Genomic DNA, 22002 nt, shown 5'->3' with positions numbered 1-22002 from the left:
CAACTTTTCCATCATCACACCTCAGCGGCTGAAAAAGCCCGATCTGTACCTTTTCCACGGATCGGGCGGCACGTATGATTGCGCCTCGTCACGCGCCAGTCTGGCAGCCAGACCGGGCGCATTCAAACGGATTCTGAGCGCTAAAGCGCCAGACCTCCGCCTGTGCGAAGACGCAGCAATCCCAGTACGGTTGTCCATTTGCCGCCTGGATCGTTCATTTTCGGGATCACATCGCCATGCAGTTCAGCAAATCGAACAAGCTCGCCAACGTCTGCTACGACATTCGCGGCCCGGTGCTCAAGCACGCCAAACGACTGGAAGAGGAAGGCCAGCGCATCCTCAAGCTGAACATCGGCAACCCGGCGCCGTTTGGTTTCGAAGCGCCGGACGAAATCCTCCAGGACGTGATCCGCAACCTGCCGACCGCGCAGGGCTACAGCGATTCCAAAGGCCTGTTCAGCGCGCGCAAGGCGGTGATGCAGTACTACCAGCAGAAGCAGGTTGAAGGTGTCGGCATCGAAGACATCTATCTGGGCAACGGTGTGTCCGAGCTGATCGTGATGTCGCTGCAGGCGCTGCTCAATAACGGCGACGAAGTGCTGGTGCCAGCCCCGGACTATCCGCTGTGGACCGCTGCCGTCAGCCTCGCTGGCGGTAACGCTGTGCATTATCTGTGCGACGAAGGCGCCGACTGGTTCCCGGATCTGGCCGACATCAAGGCCAAGATCACCCCGAACACCAAGGCCATGGTGATCATCAACCCGAACAACCCGACCGGTGCGGTGTACTCGAAGGAAGTGCTGCTGGGCATGCTGGAAATCGCCCGTGCGCACAATCTGGTGGTGTTCTCCGACGAGATCTACGACAAGATTCTTTATGACGACGCCGTGCACATCTGCACCGCTTCGCTGGCGCCGGACCTGCTCTGCCTGACCTTCAACGGCCTGTCGAAATCCTACCGCGTGGCCGGTTTCCGCTCCGGCTGGATCGCCATCTCCGGGCCGAAACACAACGCGCAGAGTTACATCGAAGGCATCGACATGCTGGCCAATATGCGCCTGTGCGCCAACGTGCCGAGCCAGCACGCGATCCAGACCGCGCTGGGCGGCTACCAGAGCATCAACGATCTGGTGCTGCCGCAGGGTCGCCTGCTGGAACAGCGCAACCGCACGTGGGAACTGCTCAACGACATTCCCGGTGTCAGCTGCGTGAAGCCGATGGGCGCGCTGTACGCGTTCCCGAAAATCGACCCGAAGGTCTGCCCGATCCATAACGACGAGAAATTCGTGCTTGATCTGCTGCTTTCCGAGAAGCTGCTGGTGGTGCAGGGCACGGCATTCAATTGGCCGTGGCCGGATCACTTCCGCGTGGTCACCCTGCCCCGCGTCGATGATCTGGAAATGGCCATCGGCCGCATCGGCAACTTCCTCAAGTCCTACCGCCAGTAATGGGCCAGCAGTGCGCAACGAATTGGCTGTTGCGCACTGTCTGATTCAGCAACACATCTTTGTTCCGCGCCTTTGCAGCCCTTCTACACTTGCGATGCGAGCCGTACAGACGTATCTGACCTAATGGCGGCGGGGCGAAAGGCTGTGTCATCCGTGTCGGAATCGAGGGTGGGAATTTTCTTTTTGCTCAGGAAACCGCTGTAGGACACAGTTTGAAATAGTCACTCGGTTGAATAGCCCGGTGCCGCACCTTATATACCCCGCAGTACGCTACATCTTTAGCTTGAGGAGAGTTCTACAACCATGATGCGCATCCTGCTGTTTTTGGCCACTAACCTGGCGGTCGTGCTGATAGCCAGCATCACCCTGAGCCTGTTCGGCTTCAACGGGTTCATGGCGGCCAACGGGGTCGACCTCGACCTCAGTCAGCTGCTGGTCTTCTGTGCGGTCTTTGGTTTCGCCGGCTCGCTGTTCTCGCTGTTCATCTCCAAGTGGATGGCGAAGATGAGCACCGGCACGCAAATCATCAGCCAGCCACGCACCCGTCATGAGCAATGGCTGCTGCAAACGGTCGAGCAATTGTCCCGCGAGGCCGGGATCAAGATGCCTGAAGTCGGGATTTTCCCGGCCTACGAAGCGAATGCCTTCGCTACCGGCTGGAACAAGAACGACGCGCTGGTCGCCGTCAGCCAGGGCCTGCTTGAGCGTTTTTCGCCCGATGAAGTGAAAGCCGTACTGGCCCACGAAATCGGTCACGTCGCCAACGGCGACATGGTCACGCTGGCGCTGATCCAGGGCGTGGTGAACACTTTTGTGATGTTCTTCGCGCGGATCATCGGCAACTTCGTCGACAAGGTCATCTTCAAGAACGAAGAAGGCCAGGGCATCGCCTACTACGTCGCGACCATCTTCGCCGAACTGGTGCTGGGCATCCTCGCCAGCGCAATCGTCATGTGGTTCTCGCGCAAGCGCGAATTCCGTGCCGACGAAGCCGGCGCCCGCCTGGCCGGTACCAGCGCGATGATTGGCGCTCTGCAACGCCTGCGTGCCGAACAGGGCCTGCCGGTGCACATGCCCGACACCCTGAACGCCTTCGGCATCAACGGTGGCATCAAACAGGGCTTCGCCCGCATGTTCATGAGCCACCCGCCGCTGGAAGAGCGTATTGACGCACTGCGTCGTCGCGGTTGATTCCTTCGCTGTAAGAAGAAGGCCTGCAGAGATGCAGGCCTTTTTTATGCCTTGAGAAAATTGGTTGTTTTATCTGGCCCATCGCTGGCAAGCCAGCTCCCACAGGTTCAGCGCTAATCACAAATGTTGTGTGCAACCCGGACCTTGTGGGAGCTGGCTTGCCAGCGATGGGGACCGAACGGCTAAGACAAAACTATCTGGAAGAAACCCGATAAACCCGCTCCACCAACCACTCAACCCCGCCCTGCAGAAACTTGGGGCTCTCATCCAGAATATCCCGCTCTTCCAGTTTCACCAGCTGCCAACCCTGGCCCAGCAGCCGCTGCGCCTCATCATCATTCACCGCAAACGGCGGTCCCGGGATCTGCGACTGATCGTAATCCAGAGCAATCACCAGCCCTTTCATCTCCGGCGCCAGCAACTGCTGCAAATGCTCCGCGTAGCGCTGGCGCATGGCGTCCGGCAAGGCAATCAGCGCGGCGCGGTCGTACAGCGCGGTGCAACCGGCAACATCGTCTGCCGTCAGCGCGAAAAAATCCCCGCACCACAGTTCGATAGCATCACTGCGATAAACCTTGAATGCGCCCTTCTCGCTGATCTGCGGCTGCAATTGATGATCGCTGAAAAACTCCTCGACAGCCTTTTCCGCTATCTCCACTCCAAGCACCTGATGTCCCTGCCCGGCAAGCCAGAGCAGATCCAGACTCTTCCCGCACAGCGGCACCAGCACGCGTGCTGACGGTGCAATCGCCAGCTCCGGCCAATAGCGCTGCAAATACGGGTTGGCCTCGGCCTGATGAAAGCCGATCTGGTTCGAATCCCATTTCTTGTACCAAAACTCAGGCTGCATGGATCACTCCCGAAAAACCGATGAAAAACCGCAGAAACTTATATTGGATTCAGATCGATGATCTGACTGAAGATGGTTCATCTTAGCGCTCAGGAGCCCGTCCATGTTGCCCAGCCTGTTTATCTCCCACGGTTCACCGATGCTCGCGCTGGAGCCCGGTGCCAGCGGCCCGGCACTGGCGCGACTGGCCGCTGAACTGCCGCGCCCCAAAGCCATCGTCATCGTCTCGGCGCACTGGGAAAGCCAGGAACTGCTGGTCAGCAGCCACCCGCATCCGGAAACCTGGCACGACTTCGGCGGTTTCCCCCGTGCGCTGTTTGAGGTTCAGTACCCGGCCCCGGGTAATCCGCAACTGGCCGCAGAGGTGGCTGAGCGGTTGAACACCAATGACCTGCCGGCGCGACTCGATCCGCAACGACCGTTTGATCATGGTGTTTGGGTGCCACTGTCGTTGATGTATCCGCACGCCGACCTTCCGGTGGTGCAAGTCTCGCTGCCGAGTCGTGGCGGGCCAGCGTTGCAGAGCCGGGTTGGCCGTGCGCTGGCGAGCCTGCGTGAGCAAGGCATTCTGTTGATCGGCTCCGGCAGCATCACCCACAACCTCCGCGAGCTGGACTGGCATGCCGGCCCGGAAAGCATTGAACCGTGGGCGCGGGATTTTCGTGACTGGATGATCGACAAGCTGGCGGCCGACGATGAAACGGCGCTGCACGATTATCGCCAGCAGGCGCCGAATGCGGTGCGCAGTCACCCGAGTGATGAGCACTTGTTGCCGTTGTATTTTGCTCGCGGTGCTGGCGGGAATTTCAGCATTGCTCATCAAGGCTTCACGATGGGCGCGCTGGGCATGGATATCTATCGTTTCGGTTAACAGCAAAAGATCGCAGCCTTCGGCAGCTCCTACAGTGGATCACATTCCAAAATGTAGGAGCTGCCGAAGGCTGCGATCTTTTGATCTTGAGAGCAGGCAAAAAAAATCCCCGAACCAGTCGGGGATTTTTTATGTTCGATCAATCAGCCCGAGGGCGGATCAATCTTCGCGGTAGCGACGCAGCTTCAACTGCTTACCGGCAACGCGAGTGTCCTTCAGCTTGGTCAGCAACTTCTCCAGACCATCTTCCGGCAGCTCGACGAGGCTGAAGCTGTCACGCACCTGGATGCGACCGATCGCTTCACGGGCCAGACCGCCTTCGTTGAGGATGGCGCCCAGCAGGTTTTTCGCAGCGATACCGTCACGCGCACCCAGCGCGGTACGGCAACGAGCACGGCCTTCGCCCAAAGGCATTGGCGCGCGACGCTCGCGGTCACCACGATCAGGACGATCACCGGAACGCTCAGGACGGTCGCCACGCGGTGCGTTGTTCGGCACCAGTGGACGTTCCTTCTCGATCGCTGCCAGGTTCAGCGCTTGACCGTTGGTAGCCTTGCGCAGCAGCGCAGCGGCCAGTGCACGCGGGGTGCAACCGATGTCGGCGGTCAGACGGTCGAGCAGCTCACCGTGAGTCGATTCGGCATCAGCAACCAGCGGCGACAGGCTGTTGGTCAGTTTCTTGATGCGTGCATCGAGAACGGCTTGAGCGTCTGGCAGGCGTACTTCGGCAACTTTCTGACCGGTTACGCGCTCGATCACTTGCAGCATGCGGCGCTCACGTGGAGTCACCAGCAGCAGTGCACGACCTTCGCGACCGGCACGGCCGGTACGGCCGATACGGTGCACGTAGGATTCCGGGTCGTACGGCATGTCAACGTTGAACACGTGAGTGATGCGCGGAACGTCCAGACCACGGGCAGCAACGTCGGTCGCGACAACGATGTCCAGGCGGCCATCCTTGAGCGAGTCGATCACGCGCTCACGCTGGTTCTGGGCAATGTCACCGTTCAACGCAGCGGCTTTGTAGCCTTTGGCGTCGAGGGCGCTGGCCAGGTCCAGGGTCGCTTGCTTGGTGCGCACGAACATGATCAGGGCGTCGAAGTCTTCGACTTCCAGCAGGCTGAGTACGGCCGAGGTTTTCTGGTCAGCGTGAACCAACAGGTGAGCCTGTTCGATCGCGGTAACGGTCTGGGTCTTGGTCTGGATCTTGACGTGTTGCGGATCGCGCAGGTGGCGTTCGGCAATGGCGCGGATCGACTGCGGCAGGGTCGCCGAGAACAGCACGGTCTGGCGGGTCGATGGCAGAGCCTTGAAGATGACTTCCAGGTCATCCATGAAGCCCAGCTTCAACATTTCGTCAGCTTCGTCGAGAACCAGATGGTTCACGGTCGACAGGACTTTCTCGTCGCGACGCAGGTGGTCGCACAGACGACCCGGAGTAGCGACAACAATCTGTGCGCCATTACGGATTGCCTTGAGTTGCGGGCCCATCGGCGCGCCGCCGTAGACAGCCACGACGGTAACGCCTGGCATTTGCTTGGCGTAGGTTTCAAAAGCGGTTGCTACTTGCAGCGCCAACTCTCGGGTTGGCGCCAGGATCAGGGCTTGCGGTTCGCGCTTGGCAGGATCGATGCGGTGCAGGATAGGCAGTGCGAACGCGGCGGTTTTACCGGTACCGGTTTGCGCCTGGCCAATCATGTCCTGGCCGGCCATGATGATCGGGATCGATTGCTGCTGAATCGCCGAAGGCTCTTCGTAGCCAGTCGCTGCGACGGCTGCAAGAATATTCGGGTTGAGATTAAAAGCGGCGAATCCGCCGGTTTCCTGGGTCATGGGTCTGCCTCTAAGTGCATCCGCAAAGACCCATGCTCCAAAGCTGCGCATGCCGTGTTGAGACTCAAGAGTCGCCCTGGCAGCTTTGTCGGCGGGGATTTGCGAAAACGAATGAATGAAGATGAATCGTCAAGGAAGAGCCCGCAATGCGGACGTGCAGCCGAAGCTGACTTCGGGAAATGCGCTACCTAAACGCGGCCCGGTTAAAGGCCGGCGCGCACTATACCGGATTTCGCCCGAAAAGGGAGCTTTTTTTGTGGCCCCTATCCGTGTGTCACCGCCGTGTAACGGGGTTTTGCGGATAATCGCGCAACGGTCTATTTTGCAAAGGCCCGGCCCTGCGGGCGATGACGCTTAAACGGTTCACCGACCTGCGGCAAAGCGCCGCGCATCCGCCCTTCCCGCTTGAGGATTTAGCCATGAATCAGCCCTGCGCCGGCCGCGTCAGCCGAGAACGTCGTGGTCATGTGCACTTGATCGGCCTCGATCGGGCGGCCAAGCGCAACGCTTTCGATATCGACCTGCTCAACGACCTGAGCCTGGCCTACGGCGAGTTCGAAGCCGACCGCGAAGCGCGGGTCGCCGTGGTGTTCGGCCATGGCGAACACTTCACCGCCGGGCTCGATCTGGTCAATGCCAGCGCGGCGCTGGCCGAAGGCTGGCAGGTTCCGAGCGGCGGTTGCGATCCCTGGGGCGTTTTCGTCGGCCCACGGGTGAGCAAACCGGTCATCGTCGCCGCGCAGGGTTACTGCCTGACCATCGGCATCGAGCTGATGCTGGCGGCGGACATCAACCTGTGCGCGAGCAATACCCGCTTCGCGCAGATGGAAGTGCAGCGTGGGATCTTTCCGTTTGGCGGCGCGACTTTGCGTTTCCAGCAGATCGCCGGCTGGGGCAATGCGATGCGCTGGTTGCTCACTGGCGATGAGTTCGATGCCCACGATGCGTTGCATCTGGGCTTGGTCCAGGAAGTGATGGCCAGCGAAGACTTGCTGCCCCGCGCGATCGAGCTGGCCGAACGGATTGCCCGGCAGGCACCGCTGGGCGTGCAGGCGACCTTGATGTCAGCGAGACAGGCGCGTTATGAGGGTGAGACAGCGGCGGCGCAGGCATTACCGGCGCTGGTGAAGAAGTTGCTCGCCACTGAGGATGCCCGGGAGGGGGTGCGGTCGTTGGTGGAGCGGCGGCCAGGGATCTTCAAAGGCGTCTGATGAGTGCCCCCCCCCTGTAGGAGCTGCCGAAGGCTGCGATCTTTTGATTTTGATCTTCAAAAAATCAAGATCAAAAGATCGCAGCCTTCGGCAGCTCCTACAGTTGACCGATTCGCCACTCAGGTTGCGGGGCGAATACTGTTGATCAACGACTGCAACGAATAACCCAGCTGCGGCGCCAGCGCTTCGGCTCGTTGGGTCAGCGCCTGCATGTCCAGCGCCTGATCGAGATCCGCCGGAACGATCAGAATCACGTTGCCCTCCTTCACCGGCAACTCCCAGTAATGCCGGTGATAGAGCCCGCGCAACAACGCCGCGCCCAGTGGCTTGCCATCGTCGGTGGCCCACTGGTTGATCACCAGCCAGCCGCCCGGATTCAGGCGCTTCTGACAATCGCCGAGAAAACTCCAGGCCAGATGCCCGACACCGGGACCGACATCGGTATAGAGGTCGACGAAAATCAGATCCGCCGGCTCGGCAGTCGGCAGCAATTCCAGCGCATCGCCGACGCGGATATACAAACGCGGATCATCATCCAGACCGAGATATTCGATGGCCAGGCGCGGCACGTCCGGGCGCAGTTCGATGGCTTCGACGTCTTCCAGCGGCAGAAACTTCAGGCAAGCCTGGGTCAGCGTGCCGGCGCCCAAACCGAGAAACAGCGCACTCTCCGGCTGCTCGTGGCACAGCGCGCCGATCAGCATCGCGCGGGTGTAGTCGTACTCCAGCCAGCTCGGGTCGGCGGTGAACACGCAGCTCTGCTCGATCGCATCGCCGAACTCGAGAAAGCGGTAATCGGCCACTTCCAGCACGCGAATCACGCCGAACTCATCCTGTACTTCGGCGAGCAGATGCTCGACGCGCTCCTCAGTCATTTCGTCTCCTGATGGTCACCGGGCGCGGTGACGCGATGGCACCGCTGTGGCGCCGTGGCAAAGCGGCGATTGTCAGCGATGGGGCGGGAGCAGGTCACGCACTAATTGCTGCTAACATGGCGCTTCCCTGCGTATGAACTTCGAGACCGTGATGAGCCAACCGTGGAGCCCTGACAGCTGGCGCGCCCTGCCGATCCAGCAACAACCGCAATACCCCGACGCCGCGCACCTGCGCCAGGTCGAGCAGACCCTGGCCAGCTATCCGCCGCTGGTGTTCGCCGGCGAAGCGCGCGAGCTGCGCCGCCAGTTCGCCGAAGTCACCCAGGGTCGCGCGTTTCTGTTGCAGGGCGGCGATTGCGCGGAAAGTTTCGCCGAATTCTCCGCCGCGAAGATCCGCGACACCTTCAAAGTGTTGCTGCAAATGGCAATCGTCATGACCTTCGCCGCTGGCTGCCCGGTGGTCAAGGTCGGGCGCATGGCCGGCCAGTTCGCCAAACCGCGTTCGGCCAACGACGAAACCATCGGCGGCGTAACCCTGCCGGCCTACCGTGGCGACATCGTCAACGGCATCGGCTTCGACGAAAAAAGCCGCGTGCCGGATCCGGAGCGTTTGCTGCAGTCCTATCATCAGTCCACAGCGACCTTGAACCTGTTGCGCGCTTTCGCCCAGGGCGGTTTTGCCGACCTGCATCAAGTGCACAAGTGGAACCTGGATTTCATCGCCAACTCGGCGCTGGCCGAGAAGTACAGCCACCTCGCCGACCGCATCGATGAAACCCTCGCGTTCATGCGCGCCTGCGGCATGGACAGCTCGCCGCAACTGCGCGAAACCAGTTTCTTCACTGCCCACGAAGCGCTGCTGCTGAACTACGAAGAAGCCTTCGTACGCCGCGACAGCCTGACCAACGATTACTACGATTGCTCGGCGCACATGCTGTGGATCGGCGACCGCACCCGCCAGCTCGACGGCGCGCACGTTGAGTTCCTGCGCGGGGTGAACAACCCGATCGGCGTCAAGGTCGGACCGAGCATGAACCCTGATGACCTGATCCGCCTGATCGACGTGCTCAACCCGGATAACGATCCGGGCCGCTTGAACCTGATCGCGCGGATGGGCGCGAACAAGGTCGGCGATCATCTGCCGGCACTGATCCGCGCGGTCCAGCGCGAAGGCAAGCAGGTGCTGTGGAGCTCCGACCCGATGCACGGCAACACCATCAAGGCCAGCAGCGGCTACAAGACCCGTGACTTCGCGCAGATCCTTGGCGAGGTGAAGCAGTTCTTCCAGGTGCACGAAGCGGAAGGCAGTTATGCCGGCGGCATTCATATCGAGATGACCGGACAGAACGTCACCGAGTGCATTGGCGGCGCGCGACCGATTACCGAGGATGGCTTGTCCGATCGTTATCACACCCACTGTGATCCGCGGATGAATGCCGATCAGTCGCTGGAATTGGCGTTTTTGATTGCCGAGACTCTGAAGCAGGTTCGGCGATGAGGTTGGCGTTCTTTATTGCCTGAACTGGCCTCTTCGCGGGCAAGCCCGCTCCCACAGGGTTCGTGTCGTATGCAATTTATGTATCCGGCACAGAACCTGTGGGAGTCTGGCTTGCCAGCGATGGCGTCAGCTCAGTCGCACCCGATCTGCGCCAATGCCACCCCAAGCCGAGCTGCACTCTCCCGTCGACAATTCAACTGCACCCGCTCAAGCCCCAGCCAACCCGCCATCCGCCGCAAATTCAGCGCCAGCGCCAGCATGCCCTCCTCGTCCAGCCCCGGTTCCTCCTCGTGCACCGCATGCACCGCCAACTGCCCTGCCGCCCGTTCGGCGCGCAGATCAACTCGCGCGGCGATCCGCTCGTTGTGCAAAAACGGCAGCACGTAATAGCCGTAAACCCGCTTGGCCTGCGGTGTGTAGATTTCCAGGCGATAGCGGAAATCGAACAAACGCTCGGTGCGGCTGCGCTCCCAGATCAGAGAATCGAACGGCGACAGCAGCGCACTGGCAATGACCTTGCGCGGCACTTTGGGCTCCGGTAGGCAATAGGCGATCTGCCGCCAGTCGGCGACTTCACACATCTGCAATTGACCAGCTTCAACCAACTCAGCCAGACGCGGCCGAGCATCCGCAGGGCTCAGGCGAAAGTAATCACGCAGGTCTTTTTCCGTACCAACGCCCAATGCTTGCGCCGCATGCAACAGCAAACCGCGTTGCGCCTCGGCCTCATCCGGCGTGGGCTGTTGCAGGATCGCAGCAGGAATCACCCGCTCGGGCAAATCGTACAAACGCTCGAAACCGCGTCGCCCCGCCACTGTGACCTCACCGGCGGCGAACAACCATTCCAGCGCATGTTTCTCAGCGCTCCAGTCCCACCATGGCCCGGCCTTGTCTTCGCGGGTCGACAGACTGCCGGCACCCAGCGCGCCCCGCTCCTCAACCGCAGTCAGCACGCGGCGAATGGTTTCCTGTTGTTCGCGACCAAACCTCGCCAATTGCTGATAGATGTCTTCGCCACGCTTGGCGCGTTGCATGCGCCAACCCAGCAACGGGTACATCGACAGCGGCAACAGCGACGCTTCATGGCCCCAGTATTCGAACAGCGTGCGCCGACGCCCCGAACTCCAGGCAGCCTGGTCGAGCAAGTCAGATGTATAGGAACCGAGACGGGAAAACAGCGGCAGGTAGTGCGAGCGCACCACGGCATTGACGGAATCGATTTGCAGCAGGCCCAGCCGTTCGATCAGCCGGTTGAGATGACTGGCATTGACGGTCGGCGGCTGGCGCCCGTTGAACCCTTGGGCAGCCAGCGCCAGACGTCGCGCCTGTTTGAGGGAAAAGGACACTGTCGCGGGCATTTATTCCTCCATGTCTGCTCGCAACCTACCTCACCTGAAAGGGGTTTGTGTAGCGATAGCCTCATCATTTATGCATCGGGTCGTCCCAGAACGGCCGCACGGTTTCGTGTTCGACATCGGCGCGGCTGATGCCGATGTCCTTCAGCGCCTCATCGCTCAGACCGGCGAGCATTTCCCGTTCACGATGCAGCTCATACCAACGGCTGAATTTGTGCAGCAGATCGGACACGATATGGCCATGGCCGGACAGCTGTTCTTCGCTTGCATACTCTCTTTGACCTTTCATCGTATTGCCTCCTTTTGTGGATGGCTCAAGTCTCGCGCCGGCGCTAAGATCAATCCAACGAATGTTTCTGATGGCATGCATCACGGAGATTCATCAATTGTCCGCCTACCCCAGTATCGATACCGATGTCCTGCGCACCTTTGTCGCGATTGCCGATCAGGGCGGTTTCACCCGTGCTGGCGAGATGGTCAACCGCACCCAGTCGGCGGTGAGCATGCAGATGAAACGTCTGGAAGAAGACGTGTTGCAGCGCCAGCTGTTCGAGCGCGATGGCCGTCAGGTGCGGCTTACGGCTGAAGGCCAGGTGCTGCTCGGTTATGCGCGGCGCATCCTCAAACTGCACAGTGAGGTGTTCAACACTCTGCGCGAGCCGCACATGGTCGGCACCGTGCGCATCGGTACGCCGGATGATTATGTGATGCGTTTTCTGCCGGGAATCCTGTCGCGGTTCGCGCAGTTCTATCCGCTGATCCAGATCGAAGTGCATTGCGAATCGACCAAACAACTATTGCAGCGCACTGATCTGGACTTGTCGATCGTGACCCGTGAGCCGGGCAACGAGATCGGCCAGTTGCTGCGCAAGGAGCGCTTTGTCTGGGCCGAGGCGCAGAACTTCAGCGCCCACGAACAGACGCCGCTGCCCCTGGCGATGTTCAACAGTGATTGTTTCTGCCGCCTGTGGGCGTGCAATGCGCTGGACGCGATGGGCCGCGATTACCGCATCGCCTACAACAGCAGCAGCCTGTCGGCGCTGATGGCTGTGGTCAGCGCAGGGCTGGCGATCACCGCGCAACTGGAAAGCCTGATCACCCCGGACATGCGCATCCTTGGCGCCGCCGAAGACCTGCCACTGCTGCCCGAGGCGAGCATCATGCTGATCCGCAATCTGAACAACCCGTCGCCGATCACCGAGTGCCTGGCCGAGCACATTGTCGAGGGCTTCAAACTTTAAACGCGAGCATCACCGCACACAGCACCAGAAAACCGCAGAACAGCCCACGCAGGAGTTTTTCCGGCATGGCGTGGGCAACTTTCACGCCCCAACTGATGCTGAGCAGACCTCCGACCGCCAGAGGCAGGCCGATCATCCAGTCGACTTCGTGGTGCACCGCATAGGTCACCAGGGTTACGCCAGTGCTCGGCAGGGCCAGCGCCAGCGACAATCCCTGAGCAACCACTTGGCTGGTGCCGAACAGGCTGGTCAACACTGGCGTGGCCACCACCGCGCCGCCGACGCCGAACAGACCGCCCATGGTCCCCGAGGCGGCGCCAAGCACGCCCAACCACGGCCACGAATAGCGCATCTCGGCAGTCGGCGCTGGTCGCGGACCGAACATCTTCAACAGGTTGTAGGCCGACAGCGCCACCAGAAAGGCGACAAATCCGATACGCATGGTCTGCGCATCGATGCCCACCGCCCAGATCGAACCGAGCCAGGCGAAGCAGAAACCCATCACCGCCAACGGCAGCGCATGGCGCAGTTCGATGCGATTGCGCTGGTGATAACGCCACAGCGCCAGCATCACGTTCGGTACCACCATCACCAGTGCCGTGCCCTGGGCGATCTGCTGATCAAGCCCAAACCACACGCCAAGCAACGGAATCGCAATCAAGCCACCGCCAATGCCAAAGATCCCGCCCAATGTGCCCAGGGCGGCGCCGAACAGCAGGTACAACAGAAAATCCATCACAACGGTAATCCTCTAACGACAGGCGGCCAATGCTACGCACTCGCGCCTAGCGGGGAAACGCATAGCAACGCACAATGGCTGTGCCGATTTTGCACAAGCGTGATTTCCATGAATCCCAACCAATTGACCGATCAGCTCGGCCTGTTTCTCGATGTGCTGGAGAGTGGCAGCTTTTCTGCCGCTTCGCGCCGCCATCCGCTGACGCCTTCCGCCGTAGCCCGGCGCATCGATAGCCTGGAAAGTGCCGTCGGCAGTCAGCTGTTCGTGCGCAGCACCCATGCCGTGCTGCCGACTTCGGCCGGCCTGGCCTTTGCCGAGCGGGCGCGACGGATCATCGCCGAGTTGCAGCTGGCGCGGGCCGAAGCGGTGTCGTTAAGCAGTGCACCGGAAGGCCTGATCCGCATCGATGCGCCAGCAGCTTTCGGGAGGCGGCATCTGGCGCCGGTGATTGCCGATTTTCTCCTGCTGTACCCGGGACTGGATGTGCAGATGCATCTGATCGACAGCTTCAGCGACATGGCCGGCAGCAGCCTGGGCAAGGTCGATCTGGTGCTGCGTACCGGCCAATTGGCTGACTCGCGCCTGGTCGCCACGCCATTGGCGAGCATGGTCCGCGTCGCCTGCGCCAGCCCTGACTATCTCAAGCAGCGTGGCGTGCCCGAGCACCCGGCGCAGTTGAGTGAACACGACGGGCTCGACTGGGAGGGCCTTGCGCCGCCGTTTGCCTGGAAATTCGAAGTGGACGGGCAAATGCAACTGCACCGACCATCACGGGTGCGCCTGAGCGCCAACAATGCCGAAGCCCTGGCGTGTGGCGCGGCGGCGGGTCTGGGCGTCGCACACCTGCCGACCTGGCTGGCCAGCGAATACTTGCTGCGTGGCGAACTGGTGCCACTGTTCTGCGAAAACGGCCTGCCGCCGCCGGAGTCCACCGGTATTTACGCGCTGCGCATGGAACAGCAGGTCCATTCGCGCAGTCGGTTGTTGCTGGAATACCTGAAAACCCGCTTCAGCCCGGTGCCGCCGTGGGATCTGGCGCTGCAACGGCAATTCGCCCGGCACTGACGCCGGACATATTTATCTGGCGCCTTAAAGATTCGAGCGCTAGATTAAAAAACGATCAACGATCAAGGCTTTGACAATGACTTGCGAACGCGACAACTGCGACGACCTTCTGCTCGACAATCAGGCGTGCTTCGCCCTGCACTCGACCTCGCTGATGATGACCAAGGTCTACAAGCCGCTGTTGCAGGCGCTGGGCCTGACCTATCCGCAGTATCTGGCGATGATGGTGTTGTGGGAGAAGGACGGCTTGACTGTCGGAGAAATCAGCGCACGCCTGCTGACCGATCCGGGATCGCTGACGCCATTGCTCAAACGCCTGGAAGCCGAAGGCCTGCTCAGCCGCACCCGCAGTCGCGAAGATGAGCGGGTGGTGATTGTCGAACTGACCGCAGCGGGCCGCGCCTTGCGTGACAAGGCGCAGACCGTGCCGCAGTGCATCCTTGGCGCCAGTGGCTTCACCCTTGAACGTCTGCAGAAATTGCAGGCAGAGCTGCAAGCTCTGCGCGGACATTTGCAAGACAGCCTGACCTGATCCGCATTTCCGAGCACAACACTGTCCCTGTGGGAGCGGGCTTGCCCGCGATGGCGACCTGTCAGCCGACATCATTTTGACTGACACTCCGTCTTCGCGGGCAAGCCCGCTCCCACACTGATTTCAACGCCAACAAAAAATATTTTTCACGCCTGTATTTCCTCGCCAAGCCGTCTAAATCAAGCCTTGTGTCCCCCTTCCATGCTTAGCCCTTGAGTAGAACGCGATTTTTATTAATAATTTATCTTGCGCACTAAACATTAGCGCTATACATTCTCTTCACACCTACTTAGCGCGCAAACAATTAGCGCGCAAAACCACAACCAATGAGGCTCACACCATGCAAACTCTCTACACCGCAATCGCAACTTCCACTGGCGGCCGTGACGGTCGTGCGATCTCCAGCGACAACGTACTCGACGTCAAACTGGCCACCCCGAAAGAACTCGGTGGTGCTGGCGGTGCGGCGACCAACCCTGAGCAACTGTTCGCTGCCGGTTACTCGGCCTGCTTCATCGGCGCACTGAAATTCGTCGCCAGCCAGACCAAGCGCAAGATTCCTGACGACGCGTCGATTACCGCGCATGTCGGCATCGGCCAGATCCCTGGCGGTTTCGGTCTGGACATCGATTTGCACATCAGCCTGCCGGGCCTGGAACAAGCCGACGCGCAGTCGCTGGTCGACGCCGCTCACCAGGTCTGCCCGTACTCCAACGCCACCCGTGGCAACGTCGATGTCCGTCTGCACGTGACTGTGTAATCACTCAAGCCCCCGGCCCGAACAAGGAAAATGAACATGAACACTTTCAGCAAAGTCTTGACCGGTACCCTTCTCGCCCTGTCGGTACACAGCGCTTTCGCCGGTGATGTCGAACACAACACCCAGGCATTCCTCGATGCGCTGAATTCAGGCAGCGGCAAGCCGATCGAGCAGCTGTCGCCCAAGGATGCCCGCGCCGTGCTGGTCGGCGCGCAGTCCGGGGTCAAGTTGACGTTGCCCAAAGCCGATGTCAGCGAGAAGACCATCCAGATCGATGGTCAACCGCTGAGCCTGACCATCGTCCGGCCGGCCGGGGTCAAGGGTGAGCTGCCGGTGTTCATGTTCTTCCATGGCGGCGGCTGGGTGCTGGGGGACTTCCCGACGCACGAACGTCTGGTGCGCGATCTGGTGGTCGGTTCGGGAGCGGCGGCGGTGTTCGTCAATTACACCCCTTCGCCGGAAGCGCATTACCCGGTGGCGATCAACCAGGCCTACGCTGCGACCAAATGGGTGGCGGAACACGGTAAAGAGATCAATGTCGACGGCAAGCGCCTGGCCGTGGCCGGCAACAGCGTCGGTGGCAACATGGCCGCAGTGGTTGCGCTGATGGCCAAGGACAAGGGCACCCCGGCGATCAAATTCCAGGTGCTGCTGTGGCCGGTGACCGATGCCAACTTCGACACCGGTTCGTACAACCAGTACGCCGAAGGGCACTTCCTCACCCGCAACATGATGAAGTGGTTCTGGGACAACTACACCACCGACGCCAAACAGCGCAACGAGATCTACGCTTCACCGCTGCGCGCCACCACCGCACAGCTCAAAGGCCTGCCGCCAGCACTGGTGCAGACTGCCAGCGCCGACGTGCTGCGTGATGAAGGCGAAGCCTATGCGCGCAAACTCGATGAGGCCGGAGTACCGGTAACGTCGGTGCGCTACAACGGCATGATCCATGATTACGGCTTGCTCAACGTGGTCAGCCAGGTACCGGCGGTGCGTTCGGCGATGTTGCAGGCGTCTGAAGAACTGAAGCAACACTTGAAGTAACCACCGTCCCACAGGGTTCCGAGTGTTTCTTACAGGCACAAAAAAACCCGACTCAATGGTCGGGTTTTTTCTTTCCGCAAAAAGCAGTGCTTATTTCGCACGGCCTTTGTAGGAACCGCCTTCGCGGGTATCGATCTCGATCATGTCGCCGATTTCGATGAAGTCGGCAACCGACAGCTCGGTACCGTTCTTCAGTTTGGCAGGCTTCATCACCTTGCCGGAAGTGTCACCGCGAGCGGAGCCTTCGGTGTAGTCAACCTGACGCACGATGGTGGTCGGCAGCTCTACGGAAACCAGACGCTCTTCGAAGAACACGGCTTCGCAAACGTCGGTCATGCCTTCTTCAACGAAAGGCAGAACGCTTTCGATGTCTTCGGCGTTCAGCTCGTACATGGTGTAGTCAGTGGTGTCCATGAACGTGTAGGTGTCACCGCTGATGAACGACAGGGTGGCTTCTTTACGATCCAGGATCACGTCGTCCAGTTTGTCGTCCGCACCGTAAACGGTTTCGGTCTTGTAACCGGTCAGCAGGTTCTTCAGCTTGGTCTTCATGATCGCGCTGTTACGGCCCGACTTGGTGAATTCAGCTTTCTGAACCAGCCAAGGATCGTTGTCGATACGGATCACGGTACCGGGTTTGAGTTCTTTACCAGTTTTCATTGCGAATATCCGAATTTGGATGGGATTTACAAAAATCTAGGCCGCGTATCATATCCAATTTACATAAAACTGTACCAGCGCCGTGGCAAGATCCGCCTGCAAGGCCTGTTCCAGACACCATGCTTCGGCGTTCTCCTCGAGTTCCGGCCAATGATTTCGCACCGCCAGCCAGTGCTCGCCGATCGGTTGCCCGGCACTCCACGCTCGCCACAGACCGTTCATCGCCTGCGCCGCAGCGGGTGAAAGGCCGTGAGTGTAGAGCGCGAGAAAAGCATCGAGCTTGTCCAGATGGATATCATCGTCCTGCTGATAGATGTGCCAGAGCATCGGCCGCCCCGCCCATTGCGCGCGAACGAATGAATCTTCACCGCGCACCGCGTTGAAATCGCAGCACCACAGCAGATGGTCGTACTGATCCTGACGGACGAACGGCAGCACTTGCACGGTCAGGGACTCGCGCACATGAATCGCGCCGACCGTCAGGGTTTCCACGTCCAGCCAGCGCGCCACATCGCCGAGAATCCGTCCTTCCGGCACCAGCAGGTGAGTCGGCCGCGCATCGGCCGCCAGCACGTCCAGCCAACTGGCCAGCCCGGGATTTTCATAAGCAAACAGCGAGATCAGTTGCGCGTCCGGAGCAGGATCGATACCCAAGGCTTGCAGGAAATGTCGCTGGGCCGGCCGATCCTGCTGAAACTGGCGACGCTGTTCGAGCAGTCCGCGTTCGCGCAGCAGGCCACCGGTGCCCGGCTTGAAGCCCGGAAAGAAGAAGAACTTCTGCACCGTTTTGTATTTTACCGACGGCAAGCCGTGGCAGCCGGTAACCCAGTCTTCGGCGCTGAGATAATCGAGGTTGAGCCACAGCGGCGGCGTTTCCCGCGTAGCCATGCTGTCCATGTAATCAGTGGGCAACTGACAGGCGAAGGCGGCGATGACTACGTCGGCCGCCTCGGCGTGCAGCCATTCGCTCGGCCACTGACGCACCTCGACGCCCTGCTGCCATTGCTGCACAACATCGACATCGATCTCAGGACAGAGGCGCTCGAACGCGCGCAGATCATCCACCCACAGGCGCACCGGCAAGGCATGCTCGGCCACCAGCTGCCGGGCCAGGCGCCAGGTCACGCCGATGTCACCGAAGTTATCGACCACGGTGCAGAAAATGTCCCAGCGGGGTTTCGCTTCAGGCATGCCGTTCTCCCGTTGGCAAAAAACCTCGATTGTCCGCATAAATGCGCTCGCGCAGAAGAGCCGACGGCGATTAATCTTCGTGCGACAATCGCCGCTTGCCCGCAACCATCCGCCAGGAGGCCGCCATGCCCTACCGTCCCAATCCGCGTCGTCCCTTGCCTGTTCAGCTTAGCGCGCTGCATCTGACCGGCAGCATTGCGCTGGGCCTGTGGCTGGGGTTCCTGGCGATTGCGCTGACCTGCTGGCTGCTTTCGCGCTTTATCTTTCCCGAGCAACTGGCCCCTGTCGCGCAAGCGGTGCAGCAGCGCGTCAGTCCGCCGGCTGTGGCGCCCGTGCAGGTTCAGCCGGACATTCCGCCGCAAAGTCCGCTGTTCCAACAGTACGAAGAAAACCTGCGCAAGAATGAACAGCAGGCCCGACTGGATCAGGCGCGCGCCAATTCGCGTAACGCGTCCAATCCGAAATGCCAGTTCTGGCTGCAGCAGGACCAGACCGCGCCGACCGAAAAGAGCCGCGCCAACGTTTTGCAATTCTGCGATTGATCATGAACAAACACAGCGTCCACCAGTTGATTCTCGACAAGCTGCGCATCGACCTCGACATCGCCGAGCGCGCCGCGCAAACCGCTTACGAAACCGCGACCCACGAAGAAAACATCGCCGAAAACAAATACGACACGCTGGGGCTGGAGGCGTCGTATCTGGCGGCGGGTCAGGCGAAGCGGGTTGAGGAAATCCGTCAGTCACTGGCGCTGTGTCAGAACCTGACGTTGCGTGCCTACGATGAAAATCGCGGCATTGAAGTCGGCGCCCTGCTAGGTCTGGAGGACGAAAAGGGTCGCGAGCAATGGCTGTTTCTGGCGCCGGATGCGGCGGGGCTGAAAGTCGACGTGGTCGGTCAGCCGGTTACCGTCATCACCCCGCGCTCGCCGCTGGGCAAAAGTCTGCTGGGCAAGTTCGCGGGCGATGAGGTGGAGATTCTGGTGGCGGGCACCCGGCAACAGTTTGCTGTCACCGAGGTGCTCTGAAGCGGGTGCTTAGTGAACGGGCAGTTCGACGCCGTCGAACAGCTCTTCGAGCTCTTGCTTGTTGTGGCACTGAATGGCCTTGGCCATGACTTCGCGGGTCAGGTGCGGGGCGAATTTCTCGATGAAGTCGCACATGAAGCCACGCAGGAAGGTGCCACGACGGAAACCGATCTTGGTGATGCTCGACTCGAACAGCTCGCTGGCATCCAGCACCACCAGATCGTTATCGAGTTTGGTATCGACCGCCATTTTAGCCACGATGCCTACGCCCAGGCCCAGGCGCACGTAGGTTTTGATCACGTCGGCGTCAGCAGCGGTGAACACCACTTTCGGCGTCAGGCCACGATGGCTGAAGGCTTCGTCGAGCTTGGAACGGCCGGTGAAACCGAACACGTAAGTGACGATCGGATATTCGGCCAGCGCTTCGAGGGTCAGCTTCGGCAGCTTGGTCAGCGGGTGGCCATGGGGTACGACCACGCAGCGGTTCCAGCGGTAGCACGGCATCATCACCAGATCACCGAACAGCTCCAGCGCTTCAGTGGCAATGGCGAAATCGACGGTGCCGTCAGCGGCCATTTCGGCGATCTGCATCGGCGAGCCCTGATGCATGTGCAGGGCCACGTCCGGGTATTGCTTGATGAAATTGCTGATCACCGGCGGCAGCGCATAACGCGCCTGGGTGTGGGTGGTGGCGATCGACAGGGTGCCCTTCTTCTCGTTGGAGAATTCCTGGGCAATCTGCTTGATGCTTTCGACTTTGCGCAGGATCTCGCCAGCGGTGGTGATGATACGCTCGCCGGCCGGGGTAACGCGGGTCAGGTGCTTGCCGCTGCGGGCGAAGACTTCGACGCCCAGCTCGTCTTCCAGCAGGCGGATCTGCTTACTGATGCCCGGTTGCGAGGTGTACAGGCTTTGAGCGGTAGCGGAAACGTTGAGGTCGTGGTGCGCCACTTCCCAGATGTAGCGCAGTTGTTGAAGCTTCATATCAATCCCTCAAAGCAGGTAGACGCCACGGGCATCAGCGACGGTATATAACTATATTAATGGTTCGAAGAATAAATCTAGAACTTTTTTATCAAAACGCCATTATTCCTGCTTCAGCGATCCTCACGCCGCCGACGTTCCATCAGCGGCACCAGATAGACCGGCACCTTGGCCAACTGCAGGACCCGCGCCGCCGTGCGCCCCAACGGCGTTTCCGCGCCGACGCCATGGCTGTGACTGCCGACGATCAGCAGATCGACCGAGAGCTTGTGCACCTGGTCGAGAATCACCTGCGACGGATCACCCTGCAGCACTCGCACCGCGCGAATGCGCTGCAGATCCTGTTCGCCGTCGTCCCCCAGTTCTTCACGAAAGCTGTCGAGCACCCGTTGTTCGATATTGGCGATGACTGTTTTCAGACCCTGACTATGGAATTCGTTCAATGCCTGTTCGTCGAGATAGCTTTGCAGCACCGACTCGGCAAACAGGCCCATGGGTTCCACCGCGTGTACTACATACAGATCGGCATTGAAGGTGCGCGCCAAGGCCAGGGCATGCTGCATCACGAACGGTGCGTACAGACCGAGGTCGGTGGCATACAGCATTGAGCGAATCATGGGACCTCCTCGCGAGCCAACGATGGCGGAGATTGATTCAGCTTAGCAGTGCCTTGGCGAGTACGACGTGCGACGCAACGTCCTGAATGAAAAGGCTCTAGATCGGCGGTTCGTTGCTGATGCCATGGGGCACGTGGCCGGTGGCGACCACTTCGCGAGCCAGCTCGCAATGACCGGTCTGGTCATCGAAGAACACGTCGGCGGCGAAGGCTTCGAGGAACGCCGATTTGGTCAGGCCACCGAGAAACAGCGATTCATCGAGGCGGATATCCCATTCCCGCAAGGTGCGAATCACTCGCTCATGGGCCGGTGCCGAACGCGCGGTCACCAGCGCCGTGCGGATCGGGCAATCGTCATCGGGAAACTCGCGCTGCAACAGATTGAGCGCTGCCAGGAAGCCCTTGAACGGCCCACCGCGCAAAGGCTCGCGTGCCGATTCGCGTTCCTTGGCCTGAAACGCTTCCAGCCCTCCGGACTGATAGACGCGCTCGGACTCGTCGGAAAAGATCACCGCATCACCGTCGAAGGCGATACGCAATTCATCGCTGGCCGCGCGGCTCGCGCCACCGGACAGGATCGTTGCCGCAGCGAACCCGGCGTCCAGCGCGGCACGCACGTCTTCGGCGTGGGTCGAGAGAAACAGGTCGCAGCCAAACGCTTTCAGATACGGATACGGACTGCGCCCGCCGACGAACGCCGCACGAGAAATCGCCAGGCCGTAATGATGAATCGAATTGAACACGCGCAGACCGGTGTCGGCGCTGTTGCGGGAAACCAGAATCACCTCGACCCGCGCGCGGCCGAGGCGGCTGTTCAGGCTCAGGAGTTTTTCCACCAGCGGGAACGCATCGCCCGGCGCGAGGATTTCGTCTTCGTGCTCGATCTGATATTGCCGATAGGCTTCGACTCCGCTCGACAGGTAGACCTTATGGCTTTCGCTCAGGTCGAACAAGGCGCGCGAGGAAATCGCCAGCACCAGTTTGTCATCGATGTTATTGGCCATGCCT

At 60.4% G+C, this 22002-nt stretch carries 23 protein-coding genes; 12 read left to right on the top strand and 11 right to left on the bottom strand.

Going from position 1 to position 22002, the window contains the following annotated elements; genetic code table 11:
- Nucleotides 1–236: 236 nt before the first annotated feature.
- Both D8U60_RS16575 and htpX read left to right on the top strand, forming a co-directional pair.
- Nucleotides 237–1448, top strand: coding sequence for a pyridoxal phosphate-dependent aminotransferase (locus tag D8U60_RS16575; protein ID WP_016770856.1), 1212 nt, complete (start codon nucleotides 237–239; stop codon nucleotides 1446–1448).
- A 303-nt stretch (nucleotides 1449–1751) separates the two neighbouring features.
- Nucleotides 1752–2639, top strand: coding sequence for a protease HtpX (gene htpX / locus D8U60_RS16570; protein ID WP_007908619.1), 888 nt, complete (start codon nucleotides 1752–1754; stop codon nucleotides 2637–2639).
- 193 nt (nucleotides 2640–2832) lie between these two features.
- Here the strand turns inward: htpX and D8U60_RS16565 are convergent, their stop codons facing one another.
- Complete coding sequence (locus tag D8U60_RS16565; RefSeq protein ID WP_130900504.1) at nucleotides 2833–3489, bottom strand: thiopurine S-methyltransferase; 657 nt, start codon at nucleotides 3487–3489, stop codon at nucleotides 2833–2835.
- 103 nt (nucleotides 3490–3592) lie between these two features.
- On the opposite strand from D8U60_RS16565, the gene D8U60_RS16560 reads away from it, so the two are divergent.
- Nucleotides 3593–4360, top strand: a complete 768-nt coding sequence (locus D8U60_RS16560; protein WP_130900503.1) for a class III extradiol ring-cleavage dioxygenase — start codon at nucleotides 3593–3595, stop codon at nucleotides 4358–4360.
- Between the two features lie 159 nt (nucleotides 4361–4519).
- Here the strand turns inward: D8U60_RS16560 and D8U60_RS16555 are convergent, their stop codons facing one another.
- The gene (locus D8U60_RS16555; protein ID WP_130900502.1) at nucleotides 4520–6193 is read right to left on the bottom strand and encodes a DEAD/DEAH box helicase; all 1674 of its coding nucleotides are present in this window, start codon (nucleotides 6191–6193) and stop codon (nucleotides 4520–4522) included.
- A 419-nt stretch (nucleotides 6194–6612) separates the two neighbouring features.
- On the opposite strand from D8U60_RS16555, the gene D8U60_RS16550 reads away from it, so the two are divergent.
- Nucleotides 6613–7404 (top strand): crotonase/enoyl-CoA hydratase family protein, encoded by a 792-nt coding sequence (locus tag D8U60_RS16550; protein ID WP_071173120.1) that lies wholly within the window; start codon nucleotides 6613–6615, stop codon nucleotides 7402–7404.
- Between the two features lie 119 nt (nucleotides 7405–7523).
- Here the strand turns inward: D8U60_RS16550 and D8U60_RS16545 are convergent, their stop codons facing one another.
- Nucleotides 7524–8279, bottom strand: a complete 756-nt coding sequence (locus D8U60_RS16545; protein WP_039759897.1) for a spermidine synthase — start codon at nucleotides 8277–8279, stop codon at nucleotides 7524–7526.
- Nucleotides 8280–8430: 151 nt separating this feature from the next.
- On the opposite strand from D8U60_RS16545, the gene D8U60_RS16540 reads away from it, so the two are divergent.
- Entirely contained in the window at nucleotides 8431–9777 is a 1347-nt protein-coding gene (locus tag D8U60_RS16540; protein WP_038861070.1) for a 3-deoxy-7-phosphoheptulonate synthase class II, read from the top strand.
- A gap of 131 nt (nucleotides 9778–9908) precedes the next feature.
- On the opposite strand, the gene D8U60_RS16535 is transcribed toward D8U60_RS16540, so the two are convergent.
- Nucleotides 9909–11135, bottom strand: coding sequence for a winged helix-turn-helix domain-containing protein (locus D8U60_RS16535; protein WP_130900501.1), 1227 nt, complete (start codon nucleotides 11133–11135; stop codon nucleotides 9909–9911).
- Nucleotides 11136–11199: 64 nt separating this feature from the next.
- Nucleotides 11200–11421, bottom strand: coding sequence for a DUF1127 domain-containing protein (locus tag D8U60_RS16530; RefSeq protein ID WP_024013770.1), 222 nt, complete (start codon nucleotides 11419–11421; stop codon nucleotides 11200–11202).
- Nucleotides 11422–11518: 97 nt separating this feature from the next.
- Here D8U60_RS16530 and D8U60_RS16525 point away from each other — a divergent pair, with 97 nt between their 5' ends.
- A complete protein-coding gene (locus tag D8U60_RS16525) occupies nucleotides 11519–12373 on the top strand; it encodes a LysR substrate-binding domain-containing protein (RefSeq protein ID WP_174823892.1) in 855 nt (284 codons plus the stop codon).
- Here the strand turns inward: D8U60_RS16525 and D8U60_RS16520 are convergent.
- Nucleotides 12363–13112, bottom strand: a complete 750-nt coding sequence (locus D8U60_RS16520; protein ID WP_071173122.1) for a sulfite exporter TauE/SafE family protein — start codon at nucleotides 13110–13112, stop codon at nucleotides 12363–12365. The genes D8U60_RS16525 and D8U60_RS16520 overlap by 11 nt on opposite strands.
- 108 nt (nucleotides 13113–13220) lie before the next feature.
- Here D8U60_RS16520 and D8U60_RS16515 point away from each other — a divergent pair, with 108 nt between their 5' ends.
- The 4 genes from D8U60_RS16515 to D8U60_RS16500 all read left to right on the top strand — a co-directional run bounded on the left by D8U60_RS16515 (nucleotide 13221) and on the right by D8U60_RS16500 (nucleotide 16516).
- A complete protein-coding gene (locus tag D8U60_RS16515) occupies nucleotides 13221–14177 on the top strand; it encodes a LysR family transcriptional regulator (RefSeq protein WP_016770867.1) in 957 nt (318 codons plus the stop codon).
- A 76-nt stretch (nucleotides 14178–14253) separates the two neighbouring features.
- Nucleotides 14254–14709, top strand: a complete 456-nt coding sequence (locus D8U60_RS16510; protein WP_024013772.1) for a MarR family transcriptional regulator — start codon at nucleotides 14254–14256, stop codon at nucleotides 14707–14709.
- A 340-nt stretch (nucleotides 14710–15049) separates the two neighbouring features.
- On the top strand, nucleotides 15050–15469 hold the full coding sequence (locus D8U60_RS16505; protein WP_007940002.1) for an organic hydroperoxide resistance protein: 420 nt from the start codon (nucleotides 15050–15052) through the stop codon (nucleotides 15467–15469).
- Nucleotides 15470–15505: 36 nt separating this feature from the next.
- Nucleotides 15506–16516 carry an alpha/beta hydrolase gene (locus tag D8U60_RS16500; RefSeq protein WP_130900500.1) on the top strand — a complete coding sequence of 337 codons (1011 nt, stop codon included), beginning with the start codon at nucleotides 15506–15508 and terminating at the stop codon, nucleotides 16514–16516.
- A 90-nt stretch (nucleotides 16517–16606) separates the two neighbouring features.
- Here D8U60_RS16500 and D8U60_RS16495 read toward each other — a convergent pair whose 3' ends face one another.
- Together D8U60_RS16495 and earP are read right to left on the bottom strand one after the other, a co-directional pair.
- On the bottom strand, nucleotides 16607–17176 hold the full coding sequence (locus D8U60_RS16495) for an elongation factor P (protein WP_003226785.1): 570 nt from the start codon (nucleotides 17174–17176) through the stop codon (nucleotides 16607–16609).
- 48 nt (nucleotides 17177–17224) lie between these two features.
- Nucleotides 17225–18367 (bottom strand): elongation factor P maturation arginine rhamnosyltransferase EarP, encoded by a 1143-nt coding sequence (earP, locus tag D8U60_RS16490; protein ID WP_130900499.1) that lies wholly within the window; start codon nucleotides 18365–18367, stop codon nucleotides 17225–17227.
- Between the two features lie 125 nt (nucleotides 18368–18492).
- Between earP and D8U60_RS16485 the strand changes: the two genes are divergently transcribed.
- Both D8U60_RS16485 and D8U60_RS16480 read left to right on the top strand, forming a co-directional pair.
- Nucleotides 18493–18909 (top strand): hypothetical protein, encoded by a 417-nt coding sequence (locus tag D8U60_RS16485; RefSeq protein WP_016770871.1) that lies wholly within the window; start codon nucleotides 18493–18495, stop codon nucleotides 18907–18909.
- A 2-nt stretch (nucleotides 18910–18911) separates the two neighbouring features.
- Entirely contained in the window at nucleotides 18912–19394 is a 483-nt protein-coding gene (locus D8U60_RS16480) for a GreA/GreB family elongation factor (RefSeq protein ID WP_110646061.1), read from the top strand.
- Nucleotides 19395–19403: 9 nt separating this feature from the next.
- Here the strand turns inward: D8U60_RS16480 and cysB are convergent, their stop codons facing one another.
- From cysB to D8U60_RS16465, 3 genes are all read right to left on the bottom strand, one after another.
- Complete coding sequence (gene cysB, locus D8U60_RS16475; protein WP_016770873.1) at nucleotides 19404–20378, bottom strand: HTH-type transcriptional regulator CysB; 975 nt, start codon at nucleotides 20376–20378, stop codon at nucleotides 19404–19406.
- A 113-nt stretch (nucleotides 20379–20491) separates the two neighbouring features.
- Nucleotides 20492–20995 (bottom strand): universal stress protein, encoded by a 504-nt coding sequence (locus D8U60_RS16470; RefSeq protein ID WP_016770874.1) that lies wholly within the window; start codon nucleotides 20993–20995, stop codon nucleotides 20492–20494.
- A gap of 97 nt (nucleotides 20996–21092) precedes the next feature.
- The gene (locus D8U60_RS16465) at nucleotides 21093–21998 is read right to left on the bottom strand and encodes a 5'-nucleotidase (protein WP_024013777.1); all 906 of its coding nucleotides are present in this window, start codon (nucleotides 21996–21998) and stop codon (nucleotides 21093–21095) included.
- Nucleotides 21999–22002: the final 4 nt, after the last annotated feature.

Source organism: Pseudomonas sp. Sample_11 (assembly GCF_004307505.1).
Classification (GTDB): Bacteria; Pseudomonadota; Gammaproteobacteria; order Pseudomonadales; family Pseudomonadaceae; genus Aquipseudomonas; species Aquipseudomonas atacamensis.
Note: the sequence above shows the minus strand (reverse complement) of the source record. Positions and strands in the feature narration are given on the sequence as shown.